Here is a 15,075-nt window from a genome sequence, read left to right as displayed (position 1 = left end):
ACTGTATGTTGGTCTCGGAGGATTCAGAGCCGGGACTTGATTCTCTTGATGGACTCGGGTGTGTACGCTTGATCTCGGTGTTCGACTCCCAGTATTACGACTTCACCGCCATCCAAGTCGAAGAATACCCTGTGATCTAACTGGCCGTCCTTTAGCTTCAATCGAAAAATCTCCATGCCCTGCTTACTGAATAGCGACGTGTTTTCGCCGAGCGGATTGTTTTCCAGTTGCCCGACTCGGACCGCGATCTCGTCTCGTACTGATTTCTCGAATCGTTGTAGGTCGTTTCGGGCTTCTTCCAGCCAGTTAATCTTCATCCAGTCCCAGCTCTTCCAAGACTTCCTCGTGGGAGACTACTTCGACGTCTCCGTCCCTGTGTTTCTTGAGTCGTTTTCGGAGCTTTTCAGCGACTTCTGGTCGGAGAAATAGATCTTCCTCTACTTTGTCGCGGAGGGCCTCCCGTACGTACTCCGAGACGCTGTTGTAGTTTTTCTCCCCAGCGATAGCTTCGATTTCGGACTTCTGATTGTCTGGAAGCTTGATTGTCAGCGATGCCACGTCGTTCTCACCATAGTATAACTACAGTAAGAAAATATTAAATAAGTGATATAATTCAGTCGGTCTGTATTTCGAGCTTGCCCTGTCTCTCCAGTCGTTCGACTTCCTCGGGAGTGAGGAAGACGGTGCCGCCGATTAACTCGTTGTCGGCGTTGAAGACTTTGCCAACGTCGTGTTCGATTCGTGGTTCACCTCCTCGGGGTTAGAATTCCAGTTTTTTGATGCACTCCAGGTATTCTTCTCGGGCCTCCGTCCGGTCGACGCGGGTGTACACGTCCATGATGTCCTGCTCCGAGTCGCCGCGGATGTACTGGAGGATGTGGTCACTCATGCCTTGGTTCCGCATCAGCGTGGTGAAGACGCTGCGGAAGGTGTGAGGCGTGAATTTCTTGTGGAAACGGGTTTCGCCTTCCTCCATCACGTCGGCGCGGACTGCGGCGCTTCGGATGGTTCGCCGGATTCGCTCCCGGCCGATCCGGTTGCCCTTCATCGAGACGAACATGTCCTCGGTGTCGCCGTGGCGGAGGACTTCGAACCGCTGGAAGGCCCGGATCATTTCGCCGTCGATAGGGACGACAGTCTGCTTCCCACCCTTCCGTTCCCGGAGACGGACGAATCCCTCGTCGGTCATCACGTCGTCCCTGCGGATGTTGACCGCTTCCGTTACCCTGCACCCGGTTTTAGCGAGGAAGGCGGCGATGACCTTGTCGCGTGGATCGTTGATCGCCTTGACGACCTTCTTCGCGTTCTCCCACGTGGCGCAGTCCGGTCGGTTCCGGACCTGTTTCGGAATATCCTCCAGTAAGACCGCGGCGGGATTTCCGTTGATGTCTTCGAAGCGTGGGCGTTTCATGGCCCAGGTGAAGAATGCGGATATGGATTCGAGGTAGCGCCGTTTCGTGTTCTGTGTCAGGCCTCGGTGGTTGAGTGCTCCGAGGTACTGTTCGACGTGGCGCACCTCCGTCTCCTGTGGCGTGAGTTCGGGGAAGTGTTCGTGGTAGAATTTCTGGAGTATCCGGCTGTACGCGTTGAGCGTTCGCTTGGACTTCCCCGTGTTCTCCTTGCTCTGGAGGAACTGGTTGACGGCGTCGTGCTTGTTGTCGAGGATGGTCTTTTCCCACTCCTTCATCGGCGGTCACCTCCGGTGAGCCGCCATCCTGCGCCGCGTTGGAACTCGACTTCTTTCTCCGCCGCCAGTTCGTAGAGCCGTGTCTCGACCGGCTCCCGTATCAACTGATCGACAGCCACGTCTTCGACGAGTTCGCGGAGGAGTTCCTCCAGCGTCTTGCAGCGGTGGGAGAGGTTCTGCTTCACCGCGCCATCTTCGAGGATGGAGACGGTTGCGGAGGCCTCGGGTTGTCTGGCCCGTGCCTCGTCCAGCTGGTCTTCGAGTTCCGCGATTCGTTGCTGAAGTTTCTCGACTTCCTCCGTGTTGCTGGTCTGCGGGACCTGTTGCTGTGCGCGGGCCTGCTCGACCTTCGCGGCGACGTACTTGGACAGGGACTGACCCTGCTCTTCTGCCTCTTCCTTCCAGGTCTCTTTGACTTGGTCGGGGACGTACGACTTCACGAGCGCCATGTCCTCCGACATTCCCATGTTATGCTTCCAACCGGTCATCGTTCGATACCTCCTGACAGCCAACCACGGACGAATGCGGTTAACTTATGGAAATAATACGAGCTGCTTTCTTTTTTAACTCTAGGGGCGATTCTGGTACCAGAAAATGGGCCTCGGCACTCATAGGGCTCGTCACCACCGGGTGCCACCCCGACTCGGAGCGGTGCCCTCGTCATCGGCCACCCGACACTCCGCCCTGCGACACCAAAGGTCCCCCGACCCGCGGCTTTGTGTCCCTCCGGCGCGTACCGAGTTCCGATGACCGACGAGACGGATATCGTCCTCTACGGCGGGAAAGGCGGCGTCGGCAAGACGACCTGTGCGGCGGCCCACGCACTTGGTCTGGCGGCGGCGGGGAAGCGAACGCTCGTCGTCTCCACGGACCCCGCCCACTCGCTGGGCGACTCGTTCGACCGCTCGCTGGACGCGGACCCGACCGAGGTAGCCGACGCGCTGTTCGCCGTCGAGGTGGATTCCGAGGCGGGACAGGAGGCGTACCGCAGCGTCGTCGAGGCGCTCGTCGCCGAGTTCCGCGACGCCGGCCTCCCTCTCGACGAGTCGGATCTCGAACGGCTCTTCGACGCCGGACTGATCCCCGGCGGGGACGAGGTGGCGGCGCTTGAGTATATCGCTCGCTACGCCGACGCCGACTACGACACCGTGGTCTTCGACACGGCGCCGACGGGCCACACTCTGCGCTTGCTGGACCTGCCCGACGTACTGGCGGAGACGCTGGGCGTCGCCGGCGACGTGCAACGGCGGGTGCGCCGGACCGCCCGCGCCGCGCGGAGCATGGTTCTCGGGCCGGCGGCGTACTGGGGTGGCGGGGGCGACGACAACGCGGACGCGGTGACGACCCTTCACGACCGCGTCGAGGCGGTGGGAACGCTCTTGCGCGACCCCACCCGCACCAGCTTCCGGGTCGTCTGCACGCCAGAGCGCATGGCCATCGCGGAGAGCGAACGCCTCGTCGCCCGCCTGCGCGAGGCCGAGGTGCCGGTCGACGCGCTGGTCGTGAATCGGCTGTTCACGAACCCGGATGACTGCGACTGTGCGCGGTGTCGGCGGGACGAGCGCCGCCACGCCGACCGACTCGCCGCGGTGGAGGGGACGTTCGACCTGCCGGTCCGACGCGTCCCCGAACTCGACGGCGAGGCGCAAGGGATGGACGCGCTGGAGCGGGTGGCGGGGGTGCTCTAGCCCTCGATCCGGTCGCGTGCGCCCGCGACGAGAAGCGGGAGGGTGATCGTCGCGTCGCCGAGGACGGTGACGTTCTTCGCGGATTTCTCCAGTTTCCCCCACGACCGTGCCTCGTCGAGCGTCGCCCCCGAGAGGCCGCCGGTCGAGGCCGGATCGGTGGTGAGCTGGACGCCGTAGTCGTACGCGTCGGGCACCGTGAGCATCGTCTGGAGGACGAAGTTCTTGGGCACGCCACCGCCGACGACGGTCGCGCCCGCGTTCTCCACGTCGAACGCGATGTCCGTGATGTTCGTCAGGTCCGCGAGGGCGTCGAGGGTAAACGCCGACACCTGCGAGTGCATCCACGCCTGAATCCCGAGGACGGAGTCCTGAATCGCGGGGACGAAGATGGGCACGTCGTGTTCGTACGCGGCGGCGGCGATGCCGGCGTCCTCGTCGACGCCGTTCTCCTCGTTGGCGGCCAGATTGGCCCGTCCCAGTTCGCGCGTGAACTCGCTGGTGGCGACGACGCCGTCGAACTCGGGGAAGACACGGTCGCGGAGGTGGCCCTCGAACAGCGTGAAGTGTTCCTGTGGGAGGTAGACGTTGTAGATGCGGTCCACTCCTTCGTCGCGGAGGCGTTCGTCGTGTTCGCGTTCGTGGCCTGCCTCCGCCGTCCGGCCGTGGTGGTGTTTGCCGCCGATGGCCTCGATAGCGTCGTGAGTGAGGTTCGCGCCCGTCGTCACCAACACGTCGATGTGGCCGTCACGAATCAGATCGGTCACGATCCCTCGCATCCCGCCGGGTACCATCGCGCCCGCGAGGCCGAAGAAGTTGGTCACGTCCGCTCGCTCCAGCATCTCGGCGTACACGTCGACGGCGCGGCCCATCTTCGCCGCGCCGATGCCTGCCTTGCCGTACTCATCGGCGAGGTCACCGACGCTCATGCCCGCCCACACGTCGGCGTGGCCGAGCGGGTTCTCGTGGAACTCCTCGCGATGGGTGTGGTGTCCGTCCGCATCTGCGTCCGCGTCGTCGTCGGTCATTGCCCGCTCTCCGCACTCCGGGGGTTTCAACGGCGCGATACGGCCTCGTCGCCTCACCACTCCGTCAGTGTCCGGAGCCCCGGCCACGGACTGTACGTCTCGTCCCGATCCGCGAAGTACCGTCGCGTCCGCCGTTTGCCGTCGACGACGAATCGGAGTCGATCCAGCGCCGTCCGGTTGCGCAGGTGGAAGGAACTCGCGGGGTCGAACCACACCACGTCGCCGTCGATCCGACAGCGACCCCGTATCAGTCGCTGTTCGAGCGCCGAGAGGTCGTCGTCGTGCCAGTGACAGAGGACACAGGCCGGTTGGCCGTCCGTCGGCGACACGTCGGATGGGGAGTCGAGACGGAGTCGACCGTCCCGGACGGTCGGCGCCGACAGCGGCCAACTCCGGGGCCAGCCGTCCTGCACGACCGTCGCGACGATCCGGTCGTACGTCGCGGCCTCGCTCGCGTCTACGTCGGCCGCGGGCCACGCCGGCACCGTCGTCTCGACGCCGCCGGTGGGCATTCGTTCGACTGCCGTCGGCTCGACCTCGATCAGGATGCGCAGGCCGTACCAGTCGAGCAGTAGGCGGCCGAGTCGGGTGTTCAGGAAGTCGGCGGCGGCGGTCATCGCCGCCCGCTTCGGCGTCGGCGGTTCGTCGCGGAGCAGGCGCTCGACGACCGCACTGTTGGCCTCCAGATCCGTATCGCGGACCGTCGTCCGTCCGGTCACGTGGAGTCGCTCGTCTGCCCCGTGCAACAGAAGCGACACCCGCGGATCGGCGTCCGCACGCTCGGCCTTCCCCGCGAACGCGGGCGATGCGGTCACGACGATCACCGCCCGCGTCGGGTCATAGAAGGGCGTCAGCGGCACCGTCGCCGGCCGACCGTCCACCCCCGTCGCGAACTCGGCTGTGAGCGAGCGATACACCGCCTCGCGGACGGTGTCGTCGGTCACCCCCACAGTCCCCGGACCGTCTTTCGCAGACCGCGTTCGGCCTCGCCGGGATGTGGGAGACCGAGTCTGAACGCGACTTCGTCCTGTCGTTTCGGCGGGTCGAACAGACGGGGTTCGTCCAGTCCCCAGACCTGCGGCGGGTCGGCGTCGACACCCGCGCGGTCGATGATGCCACGGACGGCCCGCCGGGCCGCCTCGTTCGCACTCTCCATCGTCGCCAGATCCGTCTCCGTGCGCACGTAATCGGCCGCGAGGACGAGGTTCGGGGCCTCGGTCACCGCCCGTGGCCGGTGGCGGAGGGAGTCGACCGTGTTGATCAGGAGTGGCTCGGTGTTCGCCATCCCACTCTCCGCTTCGACGATGGCCGGGTCGAGCACCCAGTCGTAGAGTACCTCTTCCGAGAGGCGTTCGGCGTCGCGGTTCAGGTGCGCCGCCAATTGATGCCACACCTCCGTCTTGATCTCCTCGCGACTGCACGCGCGAGCGGGTTTGTCGTAGACGACCCCCGGCGTCTCCCAGTCGGAGACGATGACGGAGAGGACGCCCTGCACCGCGCCCGCGCTCCCGGCCGCCACGTCGACGGGGCCGTCGTCCCAGAACTGCCGCTGGGAGATGGCGGTCAGCGCCCACGGCGAGTCGGTGTAGGCCTGATGGCCGCGTGCGAGCGGCACGTCCTCGGTCAGGTAGAACTGGATGCCGTTCATCCACGCGGTGTCGAGGCGCTCAACGTGCGAGAGCGACGGCGCCGCCCGGCGGAGGTCTGGCGTCACCAGCGACGCCATCACCTCGACCGGGAGCGCGGCGACGTAGTGGTCGGCCGTCACCGTCTCCCCGCTCGCGAGTTCGACGCCGGTTACGCGCTCGCCGTCCGAGTCGATACACGTCACCGGCGAATCCGTGTGGAAATCGACACCCAGCGACGCCAGATACGTCACCCACGGATCGATCCACACGTCGCTCGTCGGGCCGTTGAGCACCGCCTCGGTGGGGCGGTTGGGATCGATCTGGTCCAGCATCAACTGCACGTAAATCTGGCCGATGGTGCGGGCGCTCCCGCGCTGTGGCTGGAGCGCCACCAGCGCCTGCGTGCTCTCCGCGAGGTGTTTGCGGTAGGCTGGCGACTGCGACTCGGCGTCGACGAACTCCCACCACGAAACGCGGTCGAGTTCGCGTTCCCGCCGCGCCCGGCAACTGGTCAGGATGACGAACAGGCGCCGCAGGAAGTAGTTCGTCTCCGCCGGCGTCAGATCACCGCCGCCGATGGTCGGCTTGAACGCCTCGGCCCACTCGCCAACCGTCTGTGGCGTTCGTGTCTCCGATACCGTCTCCCGCCCCTCCGTGGCCGCGATCAGCGTCTCGTCCGTGTGGACGAGGTTGTCCGCGACGACGCCGCCCTCGGGCAGCGGAATCCGTTCCATCGTCTCCCGCACGTTCCGGTAGAAGCCAGGGAAAAAGCGGAAACCGTGTTCGGCCGGAACCGTGCCGCCGTCTGGCGTCGAGACGGGGAAGCTCCGGGCTTTCCCGCCGAGTTGCTCCTTGGCCTCGTAGACGGTGACGTCGAAATCGCGCGCGGCGAGTTCGTGGGCGGCGCTCAGGCCACCGATCCCACCACCGAGTACGACGATGCGCGGCGTCCGTGTCGACATGTAACTCCGATAGTGGGATCGAGCATAACTGTTTCCCCGACTCTGAGTGGGCTGAAAATCTCGATCAGGGATCTAACTGTCAGTTCAGAGACCTGTAGGATGTTCGATGAATGTCGTTTCGAGTCCCCACTTTTCGGCGAGCTCACCGACCGCGCGGACGCCCAGCGTCTCCGTCGCGTAGTGGCCGGCGAGGAAGACGTTCACGCCGAGGTCGCGCGCCTCGTGGTAGGACTCGTGTTTCCCTTCGCCGGTGATGAAGGCGTCGAGGTCCGTTTCCGCGGCTGCTTCGATCCAGTCGACGCCCCGGCCGGTGATGATGCCCACGTCCTCGATTTCGTCCGGGCCGAACCCGAGCACCCGCGTCTCGGTGTCGAGCTCCGCGTCCAGCCGGGCCGACAGGTCGGCGGTGGTGTACGCGTCGCTCGCCGTCCCTCGCACGCCGACGTACTCGGTGCCGTACTCCCCGAACGGTTCCTGCTCCGCCAGTCCCAGTCGGTCCGCGAGGATCGCGGCGTTGCCGAGTTCCTGGTGGCCGTCCAGCGGCAGGTGCGAAACGTAGAGGGCAACGTCGTTCTCGACGAGTGGTTCGATCCGGTCGTAGTCGAGGCCGGTGAGGCGGTCGAGGCCGCCCCACACGAGGCCGTGGTGAACGAGCAGTACGTCGGCGTCGCGGTCGATGGCCGCCTCGATGGTCGCTTCCGCGGCGTCGACGGCGATAGCGACGCGGTCGACGGTACCCGAACGTCGCCCTACTTGCAGGCCGTTCGCGCTCGCGTCCAGATCGGCGTAGTCGTCGGTGCGAAGCCGGTCGTCCAGTCGGTCGACGAACTCCTGTCGATCCATACTGACCACTCGGCCGGCGGGGATTAGTGATCTTCGCTGGCCTCGTCGAGCGCTTCCGACGGACACAAGATATTTTTCGCCGATGGGCGAGGGAGCGGACGTGAACCGTCGTTCGTTCCTCGCGCGCTGTGGGACGAGTCTCGGCGCCGGTGCCGGGTGTCTCGACAGTACGGCCGGCGAACGGCGGACTGGCACGCCGACAGTGACCGACACCCCAACGGCGACCGACACGGCGGCGCCGACCGACACTGCCTCGCTGGAGTCGGCGGACACCGAACGGCACGCGAGTCCCCACGAGTTCGTCCACGTTGAGCAGGTGTCGAACCGAACCGCGACGGCGGCTCCCGCGAACGAGACGGCGACCTTCGAGAATCTGAGTCGACAGCGTCGACGGACGTTCAGGGCGGCGTTGCAGCGGGAGCGGGTGGCTGCCGACGGGTGGAGCTTCTACAACGAGTCCCGGCCGACGTACGTACGCTACAACGGGACGTGGTTTCGCGTCTTCGTCGCCGTTCACTGAGTCCGCTACTCGTCGGCGTGCGCGAACACGAACGCCCGCAACAGGTGGCCGCCGAGCGTCGCCGCCTGCCCGTCGTCGCGGTCGTTCACCTCGACCACGTCGGCGCCGTCGGCGTGCGGTGCCACCGCGCGGACCACGGTCCCCATCTCCCGTGCCGACAGCCCGCCGGGCTCCATCGTCCCCGTCCCCGGCGCGACGCCGGGATCGGCGGCGTCGATATCGACGCTCAGGTACGTCGTCGCGGCGGCGAGGCCCCCGACGGCCGCCTCCGCGGCGTCGACGACGGCCGCCGCGCCACGCTCCCGCACCGTCTCCGGGGAGACGACGGTCACGTCGTCCTCGTGCGCCCGCTCCCACTCGGCCTCGCTCCCGGCGCGGGCGCCGACGATCACGGCGTGGTCCGCCCGTTCCAGCGCTCGGTGGGTCACGCAGGCGTGACTCCACGAGTTCCCGTCGAACGCGGTCCGGAGGTCGAGGTGGGCGTCGAGACAGACGAACAGATCCGGATCGACGGCGCGGACGCCGGCGACGGTGACGGTGTGTTCGCCGCCGAGGAGGAGGGGGACGGCGTCGTCGTCGACGGCGTCACGGAGGGTGCCCGCCACGTACTCGACGTACTCCCCCGGATCGTTCCACGCGTGGACGTTGCCGGCGTCGTGGACAGAGAGGGAGGAAAAGTGCTGGTCGGTTCGGTGGTCGTAATCCTCGAAGGAGCCCGCGAAACGCCGGATGCGGTCGGGGCCGGATCGGGTCCCGGGCTGAAACGTCGTAGAGATATCGAGCGGTGCGCCGACGACGACGTAGTTCGCGTCCTCGCGGTCAGCGGTCGCACCGGGGAACATCGCTGTCTCAGACGATCTTCCGCTGGCCTTCGTACTCCAGATACTCGATTTCGTCGTCGGGCGACAGCGACTCGCCCTCGGGGATGCGCATCGTGAACGTCTCGTAGGTGTCGAGGTCCATGATCTGGGCGTCGTCACCGGAGACGGAGACGACCTGTCCGCCCTTGCGCTCGATGATCGGGACCCACACTTTGGCGTCGACCGGCTGGCTGAGCGACCGCTTCTTGCTGTCGAAGACGCCCTTGCCCTCGATTCGGGCCTTGGCACTGCCGTGTTTCCCGGGTTTGGCCGTGCTGTACGCGTTGATCTTGCAGGGGGCGTCTTCCATCATGACGTAGCTCCCCTCCTGCAGTTCCCGCACCTGCTTTTGCTCTCGCGCCATACCGTCCGATAACAGAAGGCGGTGTATAAACGGTTTGGAAAGCCCCTGAGCGGTCACTCGTCGCCGCGTCGCCGTCGCATCTCCTGCCGGGTGAACTGCGGACGCGCCTTGACGCCTTTCTTCCGCCGGAGCGATCGATAGAGCAGGATGCCGACGGGCAGCGTGACTGCCCCGGCGACGGCTGCCGCCTCCGGCGCCTCGTTGAACGAGTAGAGGATGGCCGTCGAGAGCAACCCGACGGCGACGAGGATGCTGTACGTGATGCGTTTCGCGAGCTGATCCAGCACGTCGTGCTGGTCGGCGAGTTTCACTTCGACGGTCAGGTCGTCGCGGTTGACCCGACCCAGCACCTCGTCGAGTTTCGGCGGCACCGTCACCAGCGACCGGGCCGTCTCCTCTAGCTGGTCGCCCGCCGATTCGACGGCCTGCTTGATCCCCTCCTCGCGGTAGCCCTGTTCGGTCAGGTACTCCGTGGCGACGCTGATGAAGTCGAAGTCGGGGTCGAGCGTGACACACACCCCCTCCACGACCGTCGCCACCCGCATGATGAGCGCGAAGTTCCGGGGAAGCCTGAGCGGGAACTCGTAGATGGTGTCTTCCACCTGCTGGATGACCTGCTGGACGCGGTACTGCTCCAGATCCTCCCCGCGCACGTCCGCGATGGCGAGTTCCATCACGTTGCCCATCACCTCGCGGTCGGCGTCGGGGCTGAGCGTCCCCATCTCGATCATCGCGTCGAGGATGCCGTCGATATCCTGATTCGCCACCGCGATGTAGAAGTCGACGATCTTCTCCTGGAAGAAGGCGTCCACGCGCCCGCTCATCCCGAAGTCGTAGAAGATGATCTCGCCGTCGTCCATGACGGACAGGTTCCCCGGGTGCGGGTCGGCGTGGAACACGCCGTCCTCGATGATCATCTGGAGGTAGATACGCTGGAGGCTCTCGGCCAACTCGCTCCGGTCGATCCCCAGTTCGTCCAGCGCCTCGACGTCGTTGATCTTTACCCCGCCGATGTACTCCATCGTCAACACTCGGTTCCCCGAGAGCTCGTCGACGGCTCTCGGGATGCGGATGCGATCGTTGTCGGCGAAGTTCTCCCGTATCTCGACGAGCATCCGGCGTTCCCGGCTGTAGTCCATCTCCTGTCTGATCGTCGTGTCGAACTCCTCGGCCACGTTCTCGACCGAGAACCGCCGCGCCTCGTCGATGAAGCGGAGGAGAATGGGCAGGAGCCACTTGACCGCTCGCAGGTCCGCCTCGACGAGGGCTTCGACGCCCGGCCGGCGCACCTTGATCGCCACCTCGTCGCCCTCGTAGGTGGCGCGGTACACCTGTCCGAGGCTGGCGCCGCTGATGGCCTCGTGGTCGAACTCGTCGAACACCTCGTCGACGGGACCGACTTCCGCTTCGAGGACGGGCTTGGCCTCCTCCCACGGCGCCGGCGGCACGTCGTCTTGCAGACTGGTCAACACCTCGATGTACGCCGGCGGGAGTACGTCGGGTCGCGTCGACAGCAGTTGTCCGAGTTTGATGAACGTCGGCCCGAGGGTGAGCAACGAGGAGAGGAGCCGATCCGCCCGCCTGCGTTGTGTCTCGGGGTCGACGCTCCGGGAGCTACCGAACAGGAGGAACCGCCGACGGTCACGGGCGTAGGTGACGATCAGCGGCAGAAACTGGTGAAGAACGCGAACGAACCGCCAGTAGGCACGGAGATTGACCAGCGTGACCACCCGGGCTTACGCGTCCTCGATCGGGATGGACTGCTCCGGTGCGGCCTCGTACTTGGGGAGACGGAGTTCGAGGACGCCCCGCTCCATCGACCCTTCGGCACCCGCCCCCGTCGCGTCCGGCGGCAGGGGGAGTTCGGCGTCGAGAAAGAGCGGCCGATCCTCGCGCACGTACTCGAACGACGCGGGGAGCGCTTTCTCGCGGCGCGCCTCGATGAGGAGGCGGCCTTTCTCGACGCGGATATCGACCGTCTCCGCCGTCGCGCCGGGCAGGTCGATGACCAGCAGGTACGTGTCGTCGCTCTCGAGCAGGTCCGCGAACACCGCCTCGGGGAGTTCCCGAAGCGCGTCCCGCAGTGCTGACATGGGTCGGGGTAAGGCGCGGGCATCGAAAAAGGCCGCGGTGTGTGCGGCCGTCTCACGCCCTCGTCCATCGCGTCCCCCGGCTACGGGTTTTTGTATCCCCGAGCGCAAGGGCGGGTATGAGTCACGACGATCTCGAACGCGCGGGATTCAAGGACCGCACCCGCGTCGCCGAGGCACTGGAGACCGTCCTCGACGCGGTCTCGGGCCACGACCGAACGGAGCGCGTGGCGCTCGGCCGAGCCGACGGGCGCGTCCTCGCCGAACCCGTCACCGCCCCCACGCCCGTCCCGGGCTACGACCGTGCCGCCATGGACGGCTACGCCGTCCGCGCCGAGGACACCTTCGGCGCGACCGGGCGCTCGCCCGCCATCCTCCGCGAGGGCGAGGGAGCGGTCGCCCCCGGCGAGGCCGTCCGCGTCCACACCGGGAGCGACCTGCCCGACGGCGCCGACGCCGTCGTCATGATCGAGGAGGCCGAACCCGTCGGCGACGAGGTGGAAGTGTTCGACGCCGTGGCGGAAGGGGAAAACGTCGGCGACGTGGGCGAGGACGTCGCCGAGGGGCAAGAACTCTACCAGCCCGGCCACCGCATCCGCCCCTCCGATCTCGGCCTCCTGAAGTCGGTCGGCGTCGACCAGGTGGAGGTGTACGAACCCCCGACGGTCGGCGTGATCCCGACGGGCGAGGAACTCGTCCAGCGCGACCCGGGACCGGGTGAGGTCATCGAGACCAACGGCCTCACCGTCTCCCAGCTGGCGAACCGCTGGGGCGGCGTCCCCGCCTACCGAAACGTCGTCGACGACGACCCCAACGCCATCCGCGCCGCGATCCAGCGCGATCTCGCGAAGGACGTGGTCGTCACCACCGGCGGCTCCTCCGTCGGCGAACGCGACTACACGCCCGAAGTCGTCGACGAGCTGGGCGAGGTGCTGGTTCACGGCGTCGCCCTCAAACCGGGGCACCCCGTCGCGCTCGGCGTCGTCGAGGAGACGCCCGTGATCATGCTCCCCGGCTACCCCGTCGCCTGCATCATCAACGCCGTGCAGTTCCTGCGGCCCGTCCTCAAGACGGCGGGGAACATGCCCGTTCCCGACCAGCCGACCGTCGAGGCGGAACTGGCGCGCAAGATATCCAGCGAGCCCGGGACGCGGACGTTCGCGCGGGTTCGACTGACCGACACCGAGGACGGCTACACCGCCGAACCAACTCGCGCGAGCGGTTCCGGCGTCCTCTCCAGCGTCGCCCTCGCGGACGGCTGGGTCGTCGTCCCCGAAGAGCGGGAGGGGTACGACGAGGGTGAAATCGTCGCCGTCGAGGACTGGGAGTGGTCGGCATGAGCGACTTCAGGAAGACGATGGCGCTCGCTGGCTCACGGCTCCGCCGTTCGCCGTATCGAGACGCTCACGTTGCTCGCGTCTCGCTACCGCTTCGCGCCCTGCGACTTCCAGCGTCCGTAATCGGAGGTATCCTTCGATGACGGACCGACGGCAGTTCCGTGACCTCGCCTCCCCCGCCGAGGCCCGCGACGCCATCGAGAGCCTCGACCTCTCGCCGGACGACGAGACGGTCCCGCTGGACGAGGCCCGCGGGCGCGTCCTCGCGGAACGGATCGACGCCACCCTCGACGTGCCGGGGTTCGACCGTGCCAGCGTCGACGGCTACGCCGTCCGCGCCGCGGACACCTTCGGTGCGGACGAGGCCGATCCCGTCGTCCTCGATCAGGTGGGAACGGTCCACGCCGGCGCCGAACCCGACGTGGAGGTGACCGAGGGGACCTGCGCCGAGATTTCGACCGGCGCCGTGATGCCCCCCGGCGCCGACGCCGTCGTGATGGTCGAACGGACCGACGAAGTGGACGCGGGGATCGCCATCCGCACTTCCGTTGCCCCCGGCGACCGCGTGATGGTCGCGGGTGCCGACGTGGCTGCGGGATCGCGCGCGCTCGGCCCCGGAACCCTGCTCACGCCCCGCGAGATCGGCCTGTTGTCGGCGCTCGGTATCGACGCGGTTCCAGTCCGCGGGACACCGACGGTCGGCATCGTCTCCACCGGCGACGAACTCGTCCGCCCCGGCGACGACCTGAACAGCGACGCCGGCCAGATCTACGACGTGAACTCTTACACCATCGCCGCCGGCGTCGAGGAGGCTGGCGGCGAGGCCGTCCTCTACCCCCACGCCGGCGACGACTACGACGAGATGGAGCGTCTGCTCGTCGAGGCCGCCGACGAGTGTGACCTCGTGCTCTCCTCGGGGTCCACCTCGGCCAGCGCCGTCGACGTGATCTATCGCGTCATCGAGGAGGAGGGCGAACTCCTGCTTCACGGCGTCTCGGTCAAGCCGGGCAAACCCATGCTCGTCGGCCGTCTCGGCGAGGCCCGTGACGCCTCGCACTCCGCGTACATCGGTCTCCCGGGCTACCCCGTCTCCGCGCTCACCATCTTCCGCACCTTCGTCGCGCCGGCGATCCGGTCGGCGGCCGGCCTCCCCGCCCCCCAGACCGCGACCGTCGAAGGCACGATGGCCGTGCAGGAACGCTACAGCGAGGGCCGGACCCGGCTGATGCCCGTCGGCCTCGTCGACGACGGTGCGGGTGAGACCCTCGTCTACCCCGTCGACAAAGGGAGCGGCGCGACGACGAGTCTCGTCGAGGCCGACGGCGTCGTCGAGGTGGATGCTGACACCGAGTATCTGGCCGAGGGCGAGACGGTGACGGTCCAGTTGTTCTCCCCCGACGTGCGCGCGCCGACCCTGTTCGGCGTCGGCGAGGACGACCCCGCGCTCTCGCGCCTCATCGATCACGTCGAGCGCCCCCGCTATCTCGACGTGGGGAGCCGACAGGGCCGCCGCCGCCTGCGCGACGGCGTGCCGGACGTGGCCGTCGTCTCCGGCCCCTCCGACCGCGAGGTGGACGCGGTCGACCTCGGGGGTTGGACCCGCGAGTGGGGGCTGATCGTCCCCGCCGGCAACCCCGACGACATCGAGGGGCTGGCCGATCTGGTCGACCGCGACCTGCGCTTTATCAATCGGGCGATGGACTCGGGCTTGCGCGCCAGCCTCGACGCTGCCCTCGACGACGTGGCCGCCGACCGGGATGCCGACCGCCGCGACCTGACCGACGCCATCGACGGCTACGGGCTGACGGTCAAGGGGTTCGAGAGCCCGGCGCGGAAGGTGCTCGCGGGCGATGCGGCCGCCGGCCTCGGCCTCCGGGCGACCGCCGACGCCCTCGACTGTGAGTTCGTCTCCCTCGGCACCGAATCCGTCCGTGTGCTGGCGAACCCCGAGCGGACCGACAAACCGGGCGTCGAGTCGCTCCGGTCGGTCCTCGACACCCACCTCGACGACACGGTGGCGTCGCTCGCCGGATTCGACGCCTGATCACCCGGCTGTCGGCGCACCGCTCCT

General features: G+C 67.0%; 16 protein-coding genes. 4 read left to right on the top strand and 12 right to left on the bottom strand.

Annotated features, from left to right (window positions below; all coding sequences use genetic code 11):
* Positions 1-23: 23 nt before the first annotated feature.
* The 4 genes from DU502_RS19135 to DU502_RS15395 all read right to left on the bottom strand — a co-directional run bounded on the left by DU502_RS19135 (position 24) and on the right by DU502_RS15395 (position 2,154).
* On the bottom strand, positions 24-317 hold the full coding sequence (locus DU502_RS19135) for a type II toxin-antitoxin system RelE family toxin (protein WP_121921636.1): 294 nt from the start codon (positions 315-317) through the stop codon (positions 24-26).
* Entirely contained in the window at positions 307-558 is a 252-nt protein-coding gene (locus DU502_RS15405; RefSeq protein ID WP_121921635.1) for a ribbon-helix-helix domain-containing protein, read from the bottom strand. Before DU502_RS15405 ends, DU502_RS19135 begins: the two co-directional genes overlap by 11 nt.
* Before the next feature lie 202 nt (positions 559-760).
* On the bottom strand, positions 761-1,687 hold the full coding sequence (locus DU502_RS15400) for a tyrosine-type recombinase/integrase (RefSeq protein WP_121921634.1): 927 nt from the start codon (positions 1,685-1,687) through the stop codon (positions 761-763).
* Entirely contained in the window at positions 1,684-2,154 is a 471-nt protein-coding gene (locus DU502_RS15395) for a hypothetical protein (protein WP_124897095.1), read from the bottom strand. The genes DU502_RS15400 and DU502_RS15395 overlap by 4 nt, the downstream gene beginning before the upstream one ends.
* A 279-nt stretch (positions 2,155-2,433) precedes the next feature.
* Here DU502_RS15395 and DU502_RS15390 point away from each other — a divergent pair, with 279 nt between their 5' ends.
* A complete protein-coding gene (locus DU502_RS15390; RefSeq protein WP_121921632.1) occupies positions 2,434-3,375 on the top strand; it encodes an ArsA family ATPase in 942 nt (313 codons plus the stop codon).
* On the opposite strand, the gene DU502_RS15385 is transcribed toward DU502_RS15390, so the two are convergent.
* The 4 genes from DU502_RS15385 to DU502_RS15370 form a co-directional block, all read right to left on the bottom strand.
* A complete protein-coding gene (locus tag DU502_RS15385) occupies positions 3,372-4,400 on the bottom strand; it encodes a deoxyhypusine synthase (RefSeq protein WP_121921631.1) in 1,029 nt (342 codons plus the stop codon). The two genes, DU502_RS15390 and DU502_RS15385, sit on opposite strands and share 4 nt — an antisense overlap.
* Before the next feature lie 53 nt (positions 4,401-4,453).
* A complete protein-coding gene (locus DU502_RS15380; RefSeq protein ID WP_241966841.1) occupies positions 4,454-5,344 on the bottom strand; it encodes a pyridoxamine 5'-phosphate oxidase family protein in 891 nt (296 codons plus the stop codon).
* A complete protein-coding gene (locus DU502_RS15375) occupies positions 5,341-6,990 on the bottom strand; it encodes a hydroxysqualene dehydroxylase (RefSeq protein ID WP_121921629.1) in 1,650 nt (549 codons plus the stop codon). The genes DU502_RS15380 and DU502_RS15375 overlap by 4 nt, the downstream gene beginning before the upstream one ends.
* A gap of 84 nt (positions 6,991-7,074) precedes the next feature.
* Positions 7,075-7,833: a Nif3-like dinuclear metal center hexameric protein gene (locus DU502_RS15370; protein WP_121921628.1), complete on the bottom strand. Its 759-nt coding sequence runs from the start codon at positions 7,831-7,833 to the stop codon at positions 7,075-7,077.
* Between the two features lie 100 nt (positions 7,834-7,933).
* On the opposite strand from DU502_RS15370, the gene DU502_RS15365 reads away from it, so the two are divergent.
* Entirely contained in the window at positions 7,934-8,353 is a 420-nt protein-coding gene (locus DU502_RS15365) for a hypothetical protein (protein WP_124897094.1), read from the top strand.
* 5 nt (positions 8,354-8,358) lie between these two features.
* Here the strand turns inward: DU502_RS15365 and DU502_RS15360 are convergent, their stop codons facing one another.
* From DU502_RS15360 to DU502_RS15345, 4 genes are read right to left on the bottom strand one after another with little or no spacing between them, the layout of a single operon-like run.
* Positions 8,359-9,195 carry an arginase family protein gene (locus DU502_RS15360; protein WP_121921626.1) on the bottom strand — a complete coding sequence of 279 codons (837 nt, stop codon included), beginning with the start codon at positions 9,193-9,195 and terminating at the stop codon, positions 8,359-8,361.
* Positions 9,196-9,202: 7 nt separating this feature from the next.
* The gene (locus DU502_RS15355; protein WP_121921625.1) at positions 9,203-9,577 is read right to left on the bottom strand and encodes a translation initiation factor IF-5A; all 375 of its coding nucleotides are present in this window, start codon (positions 9,575-9,577) and stop codon (positions 9,203-9,205) included.
* Between the two features lie 53 nt (positions 9,578-9,630).
* On the bottom strand, positions 9,631-11,307 hold the full coding sequence (locus tag DU502_RS15350) for an ABC1 kinase family protein (RefSeq protein ID WP_121921624.1): 1,677 nt from the start codon (positions 11,305-11,307) through the stop codon (positions 9,631-9,633).
* Positions 11,308-11,313: 6 nt separating this feature from the next.
* Positions 11,314-11,670 (bottom strand): Hsp20/alpha crystallin family protein, encoded by a 357-nt coding sequence (locus DU502_RS15345; protein WP_121921623.1) that lies wholly within the window; start codon positions 11,668-11,670, stop codon positions 11,314-11,316.
* A gap of 116 nt (positions 11,671-11,786) precedes the next feature.
* Here DU502_RS15345 and DU502_RS15340 point away from each other — a divergent pair, with 116 nt between their 5' ends.
* Complete coding sequence (locus DU502_RS15340) at positions 11,787-13,007, top strand: molybdopterin molybdotransferase MoeA (protein WP_121921622.1); 1,221 nt, start codon at positions 11,787-11,789, stop codon at positions 13,005-13,007.
* A 136-nt stretch (positions 13,008-13,143) separates the two neighbouring features.
* Positions 13,144-15,048, top strand: coding sequence for a molybdopterin biosynthesis protein (locus tag DU502_RS15335; protein ID WP_121921621.1), 1,905 nt, complete (start codon positions 13,144-13,146; stop codon positions 15,046-15,048).
* Positions 15,049-15,075: the final 27 nt, after the last annotated feature.

It is taken from the genome of Haloplanus aerogenes (assembly GCF_003856835.1).
Classification (GTDB): Archaea; Halobacteriota; Halobacteria; order Halobacteriales; family Haloferacaceae; genus Haloplanus; species Haloplanus aerogenes.
This window is presented reverse-complemented; position numbering and strand designations above follow the sequence as displayed.